The following is a 12,563-nucleotide window of genomic DNA, read 5'->3' on the forward strand; positions in this document are numbered from 1 at the left end:
GCCGGGCGCTACTGGCCGAGATTTTCGCCGTCGAAGGAACCAACATACCCCATCCCCAGAATACAATTCACTGTTACTTAACAGTGTTCGGTGTTACCTAACGTCGTTATCCTATGACAGGAGCCATGCAAATACAACCCCTTCTCACACCCAATTCGGATGCCCCTGCCGCGCCGGCGATCGTCCTCAACAAGGACCTCTTCTTCGGCGTCACCATTAGCAACACCCTGCGCGCGCTCGGCTACGCGCCGATCGCCGCCCGCTCCACCAAAGCACTCGCGTCGGCAATCTCCTCCAGGCCCGACGCCGCTTTGCTCATCATCGACATCTCCGCTGTCGACGACTGGGATGCGCTGAAGACCACGATCGACGCCACTCCAGACCTTCCCTCGATCGCCTTCGGTTCCCATACCAATGTCGAAGGTCTCCGCGCGGCCAAGAACGCTGGTCTCACCCGTGTCTTTTCCAATGGCGAGTTCCATCGCACCATGGGCGACACCATCGTCCGCTACGCCAAACCCGCCATCGACCCTTCGCAAGAACCGAACCCGGAGCAACCAACGACGCCCGAACGGTAACGGCTGCATACTTCCCGCTATCGAGAAGCATTTCGTAGCGAGCGGGACCTTATGACCACCCACTACCGGACCATCATCGTCGGCGCAGGTATCGTTGGCGTCTCGACCGCCTGGGAACTCGCCAAGCTCGGACGCACCGACATACTGGTCATCGACCGTGCTCCCCTCTTCGAAACCGGGGGCTCCACATCCCATGCCCCAGGAGGCGTTTTCCAGAACAACGCCTCCCGCACGGTCTCGAAACTGGCCCAATGGACCACTGGCGCTTTCGCCGAGGTTTCCTCGCCCGACGCGCCAACCTGGTTCCCGACCGGCAGTCTCGAAATCGCCACCACTCGCGAACGCTGGCACGATCTGAAACGCAAGGTCGGTTACGCCCGCTCATGGGGTCTCGACGCCATGCTCCTCGACCCGTCGGAAACCCGCCAGCTCGTTCCTCAGCTCGACACCGACCTCATCCTCGGATCGATCCAAATTGCCGGCGATGGGATCGTTCGCGCTGTTCCCACCGTCGAACGGATCGCCGACCGTGCCGAGGCGCTTGGCGTCACGTTCATGGGCGAAACCGAGCTCCTGTCGGTCGATATGCCCAACCGCGTGGTGCGCGGCATTCACACCAGCAAGGGCCACTTCACCTGCGACGAGCTCGTCCTGTGCGGTGGCATCTGGGGACCGCTTCTCGGCGAGCTGACCGGCACGCCCATTCCTTTGCATCCGTGCGCGCATCCCTATGTCCGCACCACACCACTCGCCGAGCTCCAGCACCTGGCCGGCCAACAGGTCGTCCAACCACTCTGGCGGCATCAGGACCATTCCATGTACCTCTGGCAGGACGGAGACCGCATGGGCGTCGGCAACTATCGGCACGATCCCGTCCTGGTGCCGGCATCGGCCATCGACAATAGCCGCCGGCACCCCGCCGAGCGTGATTTCGACCCCGCTCCCATGGATCCGGGCTTCGACGAAGCGATGCGCCTCATCCCCGGACTGCGCGACGCCGGTATCACCGACCGCGTCTACGGCATGTTCTCCTTCACCATCGACGCCCAGGCCGTGGTCGGCGAAGTCGCCAACGCCTCTGGCCTCTGGACCGCCATCGCCATCTGGGTCACCCACTCCACCGGCACCGCCCGCGCCCTGGCCCAGCAAATGGTCTACCGCGACTGCGAACTCGACATGCGGGAACTCGACGTCAACCGCTTCGCGCCCCACCATGCCAGTCCAAGCTACATCCACGCCCGCGGCTGGAGCCAGTACGCAGAGGTCTACGACATCATCCACCCGAAGTATCAGATCACGACTCCGCGCGGATTGCGGCGCGCTCCCTGGTATGCGCAACAGGTCGCCCTCGGCGCGCATTTCTTCGAGTCGAACGGTTGGGAACGCCCACAATGGTTCGGATCAAACTCGACCCTGCCACTGCCGGCCGCCGGCGCCGTCCGCGACGACTGGGGCGCCATCGAATGGTCCCCCATCGCCGGGGCAGAGCACATCGCCACCCGCACGAACGCCGGTCTGTTCGATCTCAGCACGTTTATGCGCATCGAGCTTTCCGGGAAGAACGCCCTCGCCGCGCTCGAACGCCTCTCGTGCAGCAAACTCGACCGGCCCGCCGGGCGCGTCACCTACAGCCTCTTGCTCGATCCACACGGCGGCGTCGAGTCCGACGTCACCATCGCCCGGCTGGCCGACGATCGTTTCATGATCATGTCCGGCAGCGCCAGCGGTCCGCGCGATCTCGGATGGATCGAAAATCATCTGCGCGACTTTGCCGATGTCACCGTGCGCGACACCACCCCCGCCTGGGCCGCGCTTGGTCTATTCGGCCCCAATGCGCTCGCCATCCTCGATTCGATTGTCGACCAACCACTCTGCCTCGACGATCACCCGCGCTACAGCGCGCGCTGGATCTCCGTGGGACATATCCCCGTGCTCGCCATCCGCATGTCCTATGTCGGGGAAGAAGGCTTCGAGCTGCATACCTCGACCGAATATGGCTCCGCGTTCTGGGATCTCGTCTGGAACGCCGGGCAGCCCCATGGTCTCATAGCGGCCGGCGGAGCGGCGATGGACTCGCTCCGCATCGAGAAGGGTTTTCTCTCACTGGGAACCGATCTCCGCGCGGAGTACACCCCACGAGAGGCTGGCCTTGCCTTCACCATCGACAAAGCCCGCTCGGACTATATCGGCGCAGACGCGCTCGCCAATTCGTTCACATCGAAGAAGCTCGCCACCTTGCTGCTCGATCCAGATTCCCCGGTTCCGCTCGGCAAGGAACCGATCCTCTTGGGTACCGACATCATCGGCTACGTTTCCAGCGCCAATTTCGGCTACACCGTCGGCCGCCCCGTCGCCCTTGGCTACCTACCCATCGAGCTCGCCGCCCCGGGAACCGAACTTGCGATCGAATATTTCGCCGAACGCTATCGAGCCACAGTCGCCGAAACCCCGCTCATCACTGAGACGATCTCGAATCGCTGAATCCGAGTGTGCCGAATTGGCCATGCACAGCCACGAACCCTCGAAACGCGTCCTCGTCACCGGAGCTGGCGGGTTTATCGGCCATCACCTCGTCACCAGCCTCAAGCGCCGCGGCCACTGGGTACGCGGCGTCGACCTGAAGGCGCCCGAGTTCGCACCCAGTCAAGCCGACGAGTTCTGGCTTCTCGACCTGCGCCACTTGGAAAACAGCCTCGAAGCCACTCGTGGTGTCGATCAGGTCTACGCCTTGGCCGCTGACATGGGCGGCATGGGCTATATCGTCAATCATCACGCCCAGATCCTGCGCAACAATGCGCTCATCAACCTGCATACCATCGAAGCTGCCCGCCAGAATCGGGTTGAGCGCTATCTCTTCGCTTCATCCGCTTGTGTCTACCCTGAACACCTGCAAACCTCAACCGATGCTGTCCCCCTCAAAGAGTCCGACGCCTACCCCGCTGATCCTCAGGACGCATATGGTTGGGAAAAGCTCATCTCCGAAAAGCTCTGCGAGTACTACTCCGCCGACTTTGGCATGCAAACCCGCATCGTCCGATTCCACAATGTCTTCGGCCCGCTCGGGACCTGGGACGGTGGCCGCGAGAAGGCTCCCGCCGCTCTCTGTCGCAAGATCGCCATCGCCAAACTCACCGGAAATCCTGAGATCGAAGTCTGGGGCGACGGCAAGCAAACGCGCTCCTTCTGCTTTATCGACGACTGCGTGGAGGGCCTGTACCGCATCATGCAGTCGGACTATCCCGGGCCACTGAACCTCGGGCAAGACCGCATGGTCTCTATCAACGAACTTGCGTTCATGGATCGCCGATCTCGCCGAGATCCCGATCGAACTCGCACACATTGACGGCCCTCAAGGTGTGCGCGGACGAAACTCAGACAATTCACTCACAAGCCAAATTCTTGGATGGATTCCTTCAGTTCCACTCGAACAAGGACTTAGCATCACCTACCACTGGATCGAAGAGCAGGTTCGCGGCTCTCACCGTTTCGCCTCCCGTTGAGCGAGGAGTCGGCCATCTGAAAAGTCGAACCGATCGGATCGCTCTCAGACGGCGCCGGAATCGAGCAACCTGCTTCCTGATGCACAGCTTGGCGCCGCTACTCCTTGTTCGGCGTCCCGAACGCCGTCACCTTCCCGCCTCCTGACGACGCATCCTTCCAGGCGTTCGCAGCCATTTCCACCACGACCCAGCCCGCCGTCGGCAAGTGTCCACTCGGGCGCTTTCCCGGAAAACTGTTCGCCAACTCCTCCATTCCCGGGTTGTGGCCCACCAACACGATCGCCGAAAACTCATCCGGAAACGCCTGAATCACCTCGATCAGCTCGTGTTCCGTTGCTCCATAAACCTCCGGCACCACCCGGCGCTCACCGGAGAATTTCATCGCTTCCGCCGCCAGGTCTCCGGTTTGCAGGGCCCGAATCGCATTCGAGGTCACCAGCAGGTCGGGCATGCCCACCGCCTCCTGAATCTCACGCCCAGCTTCCATCGCCCACCGCCGCCCAGGCTTGGTCAGTTCCCGCGCCGGATCTCCGGCCGGATTGATCTTCTCGGTCTTCGAATGCCGTAAAATGATCAACTGCTTCGCCATCACTCCCTCCAGCGCGCGTGCCGATTGCTCCCCGCAGTCTACGAAACCATGGCCATCCGCGCGCAACCCGTCGCAGTTCCCATTTCCCCCGGGTATCCTCTTCCCAACATCACGTATCCGCCCGCTGAAGAGAGGAATCCAGCTGTATGGACCGCAATAAGCGCTTCGTCGACAAGGTCGTCATCGTCACTGGAGGCGCGGTCGGCATCGGCAACGGCGCTGCCGAAGCCTTTGCACGTGAAGGCGGATCGGTCGTGATCGCCGATCTCGATGCCGGAAAAGCCAGCCTGGCGGCCAACCGCATCGTCGGCGCCGGGGGTTCCGCGCTGGCCGTGGCGACCGATGTCCGCTCGAACGCCGCCGTCGCCAACATGGTCGACATGGCCGTTTCCACCTTTGGCGGTGTCGATGTCCTGTTCAACGCGGCAGGGATCAATCTCTACGGCACCGTCGACACATTCTCGGAGGAAGACTGGGATCGCCAGCTCGGTGTCAACCTCAAAGGCACATTCCTCACGTGTAAACATGTCATTCCCGAAATGCGCAAACGGGGCGGCGGATCCATCGTCAACACGGCCTCGGTTCAGGCGTTCGCCTCGCAACGAACCGTGGCCGCCTACGCTGCTTCCAAGGGCGGCATCGTCAGCTTCACCACCACGGTTGCGCTCGACCACGCCGCAGAGAACATCCGCTGCAACTGCATCGCCCCTGGTTCGATTCGCACACCCATGCTGGAAATGGCCGCTGAGAAGTTCGGCGACGGCGATATCGAGGAGACCATCGCGCTCTGGGGCAGCGCGCATCCCATCGGCCGCGTCGGCACGATCGAAGAGGTCGCCAATCTCGTTCTCTTCCTCGCCTCCGACGAGGCCTCCTTCTGCACCGGAGGCGCCTATCGCGTCGACGGCGGCCTACTCTCGCCCTTACCCGTGTAGAGCGGACGAGGACCCGTACTTCAAAGATTCAACAGGACTTCACCAGAGCTGTTGCCGCTGCTCTGGTCGGAACGTCCAGCTTGCCGAGGATGTTCGCGACGTGTTTCGACGCCGTGCGTGGGCTGATATCCAGTTCCTCACCGATCTCTCTGTCGGTGTGACCCGCAGCGATGAGCCGCAGCACCTCCAGCTCGCGCGGCGTGAGCAACTCGGCAAGTTCCGCCTCGGACATTCCCGCGCTCGTTTCCGATCCGACCAGCGTCAAGGCGATTTCCACCGCATCCCCGATCGGCATGCGATACCCATCGCGAAAAGCGCGTTCGAACGCCACGTCGCCGAGCGCCGCTCTCGTCTGCTCCAACGCCAATGCGTTCCGGTCGAGCTCTGTCGACCAGGGATTCGCCCCTCCCCGGTCTTGCAGGGCTCGCGCCGCTCCCAGGAGCCGCGCCGCATCCTCGGGATGCGATGCCCGCACAATGCCGCTATCCCACAGAATGGGCTCGACAGATACCAGTTTCCGCCGGACCGGCTGAGTGCCTCCACGCTCTCCCCGTATCGACGCAGCGCTGCATCCAGCTCGCCCAGGTCATGCCGCATTACGCCGATATCGCTGAGCCGGATTCCGCGAAGTAGTCATCACCGCGCGCCCGCTCCAACGCAAGCCCCGCTTCGACCAACGCCAACCCTTCGTCTGATTCTCCGGCGCCGCCCAGGAAGAGACCAGCCTCTCCGTAGACCATCGCTCGCCAATAGTCATCGTCCACTGGTTCGATCAGCCGATGCGCCTCACGTCCGAGGCGAATCGATTCGTCCAGATGGCCCAATGCCAGCTCGCCATATTGCGCAATGGTCAGCGCCACGCTCTCCATGATGGGCTGTCCGCGTTCCCGTGCCAACGCTGCCGCGGCGTTCGCTTTGCGCACCGCCTCCGCGTGCTCGCCCACATGGTTTGTGAGCATCGCGTCTCCTACCCGAACCCAGGTGTCCGACGCGATGTCATCGGTGTCGGTGTAACTGCACGCCCGCTCGAGCCATTGCCGCGCTTCCTGGGTGTTGCCCTGATAGAACCAATACCAGTAGAGCGCCCAGACCATACGTTGAAGCCGCGTGCCGTCCCGCTCGGCATCGAGCCATGTCAGCGCGGCCAGCACGTTTGCGTGTTCGGCATCGAGCCCGTTCAGCCACTCACGCTGATCCGGACCGCGCAAGCCCATCTCGACCGCTTTCGCCCGCTCCAGGTAGTACGCCGCATGCCGCTCCCGCATGACGTCGCGCTCGTCGCTGTTCTCCAGCAATTCGGCCGCGTATGCGCGGATGCTCGCCAGGAGCAGGAAACTCGGTTCCGGCCCGTCAGAGGCCTTGCTCATCAGGAAGCTCTTGTCGAACAACGACGCCACGAGTTCGAACATGTCACGCGGCTGATCCGCCAGGGCCCCGAAACCGCAAACCGCCTCTGCCGAAGCGAAGGTAAACCATCCACGAAAGACCGAAAGCCGGCGGAAGAGCAACTGCTCCCATGGATCGAGCAACCGGTACGACCATCCGATGGCTTCGCCGATCGATTGATGCCGCTCCGGCAAATCGCGCGGCCCATCGCTCAGAAGCTGGAATCGCACCTGTCGATCGCTCTGCAAGCGGGAACGAATCGATGCCGGCGAAAGCACCCGTACCCGCGCTGCAGCCAACTCGATTGCCAACGGCAGTCCATCGAGCGCGGCGCAGATCGCCTCGACTGCCTCCCGATTGCTGTCGTTCAGCGTGAACGTGGACTGAACCGCCTGAGCCCGATCGACGAACAACTGCACCGCCGCATCGATCTCACTCGAGCGCCGTTCGTTGCCATGCGACTGCGGAGGCGCCAGCGGAGCCAAAGCAAACTCCTGCTCTCCGTGCAGCCGAAGCGGGGCCTGGCTCGTCGTAACCACAGTCAAGTCAGGACAGGCCCCAACAGTTCGGAAATCACTGGACCGGCCTCCAGCAACCGCTCGAAGTTGTCGACCAGCATCAGCGCGCGGCGGGGGGCCAGGTACTCGACGATATCCGCGACGATCCCTCGCGTTCCCGACTCCCGCACGCCGATCGTGCGCGCTATGGCTGCCGGCACCAATGTGCTGTCGCCCACGGGCGCCAATGGAACGAACCAGATGTTCCGTCCAAACGTACGCTCGAGCGTGCCCGCCACTTCGACCGAGAGCCGGGTCTTCCCGACCCCGCCCGGTCCGGTGATCGTAATCAACCGCAGTGCCGGGTTGCGGATCATCTGCCGGAGCGTAGCGACCTCGCGCTCGCGGCCCACGAATGTCGAATACATCTGGGGCAATCCCAGCGTCGACAACCGCACCGGATCACTGCCTTGGCTATTCGATTGGTTCCGCTCGGAAAACGCTTGTGCAACCATCGCTCTGTCTGCCCTGCGGCCATGGCGTTTGGTCGACAGGGAGAAACACTTTCCAACAACCCGGCAACGCTCGAGAGCGCAATACCGTATCTCAGCAACGACCATTGTCGCATTCCGCCGAAAACAACCGCCAAGAATCGGACCGGCGACGAGCGTCTGTCAGCCTCGATCACCGGTCTGCATCTTCGATTCGATATCGATCATTGCGGCGACTGCTTCCGATCATGCCCAAGAACCTCCGGCGGCATCGTTTGCGACCATGGCGTTTGTCACGATATCAACAACGATGCCGACTACTGCGGTTTCCTGGGCGAAACATGCGCTCCGGGGCAAATCTGCCGCTTTGGCGATTGTGTCAATTCCTGATCCACTCGACGACCAGAAGTTCACTCTGTTGGCAATCTTCCGCAAGCACGCGTGTACCCCGTGCTCTGCGCAGTGCGATCTCACTCCGGAACGATTGCCAGTACGTTCCGGCATGCATTGATCGACATCCGGCCGTGCTCCACCCTGGTCGTCCGCGCCTGAAGAGCACGATCGCTCGAACCAATTGATCGCCGGTGGCGAATGCCAGCACCGGACCTCGCACAGCCGAATCTCCGTACTGTCATTGGCCGTTGACACGGCCATACCCCCACACTACGCTTGCTCCAGTCTCGATCCTGGTTCTGGACCGCGGCGCCGAAACGGCGCACGGCACGACCACACGATCGGTGGAGTGCAACGAGCGCCTGCGTCGCGTTCCTCGCACGAGCCAGGCGCGACTCGTTCCCGAACCGATTCGTCGTTAGGAGGAGCAATCTCTTGAACATCCCCGACAAGAACGCCCGCGAAGCTGTCATTGCCACCCGCCTGACCGAGGCGCAATTCTCGCGCCGCAAGATGATGATCAATGCGCTGGCTTCTGGTGCGCTCTTCACCGCGTTGGGAGCGCGCACGTTGGATGCCCTAGCTCAGGGCACGCCAGCCGCCGGTTCGGACGTGCAGATGTACGACGGCCCACTCGCCGCCAATCAGGAGATGGCAATTCCCATTGGCGTCGTCACGAACCTCGATCCAGGAATCTCGTTCGGCGACGACGAGATCTATCTCTTCTACAACCTCTATGAAGGCCTGGTGCGCATCGACAATGTGACCGGCGAGGTTGTGCCGGGTGTGGCTGAGTCGTGGGACATCAACGAGGATGCCAGCGAATACACCTTCCATATTCGCCAGGGAGTGACCTGGTCGGACGGGACTCCCCTCAACGCAAACGACTTTGTCTACAGCATCTCCCGTGTGCTCGATCCCGAGGTCGCATCGCAATACACCCCGGCGGTCACCTCCTACATCAAGAATGGCGAAGCCATCGAGAACGGGGAAATGGACATCTCTGAACTCGGTGTCAAGGCGACCGACGACTACACGTTGGTCGTCACGTTGAACGGCCCGACGGTCTTCTTCCCACTGGTCGCTTCCACCTGGACATACATGCCCGTGCCAAAACACGTCATCGACGAAAAAGGCGCGGAATGGGTGGAAGCCGGGAACATCGTCACCAACGGTCCCTACAAGCTCACCGAATGGAATCACGATCAGAACTTCGTGGTCGAGCTGAACGAGAGCTATTTCGGTGAGAAGCCGACCGTCACCAGGGCGACGTATCGGATCTACGACGACAAGGAAACGCAAGCCTACGCCTCATTCGAGAACAATGAGCTCGACTACGCCGAGCCGGGAGGGCCGGACCTGGAACGGGTTCTGGCCGATCCGGCGCTGGCGGCCGAGCTCATCACGTTCCCGATGTCCAATTGCTATTTCCTCGTAGCGGATACCACCATCGCGCCGACCGATGCGATCCCCTTCCGGCAAGCGCTCTATAAAGCGCTCGACCGCGAGACCCTCACGCACGAGATCTTCAAGGACGAGTACGTCCCTGCCTATACCGTGTTGGCGCCCGACATCCCGGGCAACAACCCGGATGCCGCGCTGTCGGTTGGCGTCGAGGAGGCCAAGAAGCTGCTCTCGGATAACGGCATCGACCCCAGCTCGATCGAGCTCGAGCTCTTCTTCCAGAATGTCACGCCGCACAGCATCGTCGGACAATTTGCCCAGGCGCAATGGCAGGATGGTCTCGGCATCAAGGTGAAACTCACTCCGATCGAGCCGGACGCGTATAGCGACTGGCGCGCGTCCCGTGCCACCGCCAACTTCGGCGTCTACACCGGGAGCTGGGGTTCCGACTTCGCCGACGCGTCAAACTGGTTCAACCAGAACTTCACCACGGAAGCCGACCACTACCAGAATCACTGGTCGAACGCTGAGTTCGATGAGTTGGTGAATGCGGCCGTGATCAATACCAATGAGGAAGAGCGCGTGCAGCAGTATTCGGACGCGGAGGTCATCCTCGTGTCCGATGCGGCGATCATCCCGTACATGCGCGGCAAAGCCTTACGCGCGGTCAAGCCATGGGTGAAGGACCTCTATCTGCTGCCCATTCTCTCGGTGGTGCATCTTCGCTCCATCAAGATCGCCGAACACTAGGCCGATCGACGGGCCCAGCGTCCAGTGTCCCGAGCGCGAAGCTCGGCGCTGGACACTGGGCGCTTGATGCTGGACGTGCGCTTGACTACTGACGTGACCAGATGAACAACCGGTCTGCCTATATCATCCGGCGGGTGCTCTTTCTTCTTCCTACCCTGTTCGTCATCTATACGCTCACCTTTTTCCTGATCCATGCCACACCAGGAGGCCCATGGTCGCAAGGCGAAAAACCGGTGCCCCCGATCGTGCTCGAGCGCCTGAATGAGGCATATGGGCTGGACAAGCCCGTCTGGCAGCAGTATCTCGACTATCTCTGGAACATCCTGCACGGCGACTTCGGGCCGTCGTTTTCTTCGCGATCGCAGTCGGTGACCGACATCATTCGCGAGACCTTTCCGGTGTCGCTGCAGCTTGGCTTGCTGGCCATGGTGATCGCGCTCGCGATCGGAATCCCGTTGGGTGTGTTGAGCGCGCTCAAGCACAATTCGTTCTTCGATTATTTCAGCGGGTTCATCTCCGTCCTGGGGATCTCCACCCCCACCTATGTCGCCGTTTCTCTCCTGGTGCTCCTCCTTGCCAATACCCTCCACCTCGTGCCGACGGGCGGATGGGACGGCATCTGGAGCACCAAAGCGATCATTCCCTCGATTGCCCTGGCGCTCTATCCGGCTGCCGTCCTGGCTCGCTATATGCGTTCGAGCATGTTGGAAGTCCTCTCCGCGGACTATGTCCGCACCGCCCGAGCCAAGGGACTCTCGAGCACGACGGTCATTGCCACCCATGCGCTGCGGAATGCCCTTTTGCCGGTGCTTACGGTCTCCGGCATCGTCCTGGCCGACGTCATCACCGGATCGTTTTTCGTGGAGACGGTCTATCAGGTTCCGGGTATCGGCCGCTATTTCGTCGATAGCATCACGAAGCACGACTACCCGGTCATTCTCGGCACGGTGCTTCTCTATGGCACGGTGGTGGCAGTGATGAACCTCGTCGTCGATCTGCTCTATCCGCTGCTCGACCCACGAATGTCGAACTGATGACCACCGCCGCGCTCACCGATCCGAGCCTGCTGCGGGAAACCGCAACCAAGCAATCCGATGGGTTCTGGACCAGCGCCTTTCATCGCTTGCGCCGCAATCGGCTGGCCATGGTTTCGGCGCTCTTTCTCATCGCGCTGTCGCTTATTGCGATCATCGTGCCGGAGTTCTACCGGTACACCTACGCCCAGCAGGACTACGCCGCAGTCACGCAGGGTCCGAGTTGGGCGCATCCGATGGGCACCGACCAGCTCGGCCGCGACATCCTGATCCGCCTCATCTTCGGCGCGCGCATCTCGCTGACCGTCGGGATCGTCGTGCAAACCGTCATCATGCTCATCGGCGTGCCAGCTGGGTTGATCGCGGGCTACTTCGGGGGCCGGACCGACACCGCCATCATGCGTACCGTCGACGTGCTGTACGCAATTCCCTCGTTGCTCTTCGTCATCATCATCATGACCTATCTGCGAGGAACGTTTTCTGGCGAACCAACCGGTGTTTGGAGCGGCGTCGCGCGGCTCGACGAGAAAACCGGCGGCCTGGTTGGTGTCTACATCGGGCTCGGCATTATCGGATGGCTGACCGTGTGCCGTATCGTGCGCGCGAACACGCTTTCCTTGAAGAAGCGTGAATTTGCGGAAGCCGCCCGCGCGCTCGGCGCCGGAAGCGGACGCATCATGTTCCGTCATCTCCTGCCAAACACCGTGGCCCCGATCGTCGTCGCCGCCACGCTCGGCATTCCATTGGCCATCCTCGCCGAAGCCGGCATCAGCTTCCTGGGGCTCGGCGTCATCCCGCCCATGCCAAGTTGGGGGCTGATGATCAGCGAATCCATCCCCAGCATGCGCGCCCACCCGCATATGCTCCTCTTCCCGGCGGTCGTCCTCTCGCTCACCGTGCTCGCCTTCAACTTCCTCGGCGACGGCCTGCGCGACGCCCTCGACCCCTGGATGAAGCGCTAGGTTCCCGCTCGCTGCCAAATTCCGCCATGGGCCACATTGCTCGG

General features: G+C 62.0%; 12 protein-coding genes. 8 read left to right on the forward strand and 4 right to left on the reverse strand.

The features are described from left to right. Nucleotides 1-125: 125 nt before the first annotated feature. From R2855_11890 to R2855_11900, 3 genes are read left to right on the forward strand one after another with little or no spacing between them, the layout of a single operon-like run. On the forward strand, nucleotides 126-578 hold the full coding sequence (locus R2855_11890; GenBank protein ID MEZ4531709.1) for a hypothetical protein: 453 nt from the start codon (nucleotides 126-128) through the stop codon (nucleotides 576-578). A gap of 51 nt (nucleotides 579-629) precedes the next feature. After that, nucleotides 630-3,059: an FAD-dependent oxidoreductase gene (locus R2855_11895; protein ID MEZ4531710.1), complete on the forward strand. Its 2,430-nt coding sequence runs from the start codon at nucleotides 630-632 to the stop codon at nucleotides 3,057-3,059. A 22-nt stretch (nucleotides 3,060-3,081) separates the two neighbouring features. Further along, nucleotides 3,082-3,921, forward strand: a complete 840-nt coding sequence (locus R2855_11900; protein MEZ4531711.1) for an NAD-dependent epimerase/dehydratase family protein — start codon at nucleotides 3,082-3,084, stop codon at nucleotides 3,919-3,921. A gap of 254 nt (nucleotides 3,922-4,175) precedes the next feature. On the opposite strand, the gene R2855_11905 is transcribed toward R2855_11900, so the two are convergent. Next, nucleotides 4,176-4,667, reverse strand: coding sequence for a histidine phosphatase family protein (locus R2855_11905; GenBank protein MEZ4531712.1), 492 nt, complete (start codon nucleotides 4,665-4,667; stop codon nucleotides 4,176-4,178). A gap of 146 nt (nucleotides 4,668-4,813) precedes the next feature. Here R2855_11905 and R2855_11910 point away from each other — a divergent pair, with 146 nt between their 5' ends. Further along, entirely contained in the window at nucleotides 4,814-5,602 is a 789-nt protein-coding gene (locus tag R2855_11910; protein MEZ4531713.1) for a glucose 1-dehydrogenase, read from the forward strand. 28 nt (nucleotides 5,603-5,630) lie between these two features. Here the strand turns inward: R2855_11910 and R2855_11915 are convergent, their stop codons facing one another. From R2855_11915 to R2855_11925, 3 genes are all read right to left on the reverse strand, one after another. Then, nucleotides 5,631-6,077 carry a LuxR C-terminal-related transcriptional regulator gene (locus R2855_11915; GenBank protein ID MEZ4531714.1) on the reverse strand — a complete coding sequence of 149 codons (447 nt, stop codon included), beginning with the start codon at nucleotides 6,075-6,077 and terminating at the stop codon, nucleotides 5,631-5,633. Between the two features lie 121 nt (nucleotides 6,078-6,198). Further along, entirely contained in the window at nucleotides 6,199-7,473 is a 1,275-nt protein-coding gene (locus R2855_11920; protein MEZ4531715.1) for a hypothetical protein, read from the reverse strand. A 56-nt stretch (nucleotides 7,474-7,529) separates the two neighbouring features. Beyond that, complete coding sequence (locus R2855_11925; GenBank protein MEZ4531716.1) at nucleotides 7,530-7,913, reverse strand: hypothetical protein; 384 nt, start codon at nucleotides 7,911-7,913, stop codon at nucleotides 7,530-7,532. A 42-nt stretch (nucleotides 7,914-7,955) separates the two neighbouring features. Here R2855_11925 and R2855_11930 point away from each other — a divergent pair, with 42 nt between their 5' ends. From R2855_11930 to R2855_11945, 4 genes are all read left to right on the forward strand, one after another. Next, on the forward strand, nucleotides 7,956-8,366 hold the full coding sequence (locus tag R2855_11930; GenBank protein MEZ4531717.1) for a hypothetical protein: 411 nt from the start codon (nucleotides 7,956-7,958) through the stop codon (nucleotides 8,364-8,366). 438 nt (nucleotides 8,367-8,804) lie between these two features. Beyond that, nucleotides 8,805-10,523, forward strand: a complete 1,719-nt coding sequence (locus tag R2855_11935; protein MEZ4531718.1) for a peptide ABC transporter substrate-binding protein — start codon at nucleotides 8,805-8,807, stop codon at nucleotides 10,521-10,523. A gap of 101 nt (nucleotides 10,524-10,624) precedes the next feature. Beyond that, the gene (locus tag R2855_11940; protein ID MEZ4531719.1) at nucleotides 10,625-11,557 is read left to right on the forward strand and encodes an ABC transporter permease; all 933 of its coding nucleotides are present in this window, start codon (nucleotides 10,625-10,627) and stop codon (nucleotides 11,555-11,557) included. After that, the gene (locus tag R2855_11945) at nucleotides 11,557-12,519 is read left to right on the forward strand and encodes an ABC transporter permease (GenBank protein MEZ4531720.1); all 963 of its coding nucleotides are present in this window, start codon (nucleotides 11,557-11,559) and stop codon (nucleotides 12,517-12,519) included. The genes R2855_11940 and R2855_11945 overlap by 1 nt, the downstream gene beginning before the upstream one ends. The last annotated feature ends 44 nt before the right edge of the window (nucleotides 12,520-12,563 follow it).

Source organism: Thermomicrobiales bacterium (assembly GCA_041390825.1).
Classification (GTDB): domain Bacteria; phylum Chloroflexota; class Chloroflexia; order Thermomicrobiales; family UBA6265; genus JAMLHN01.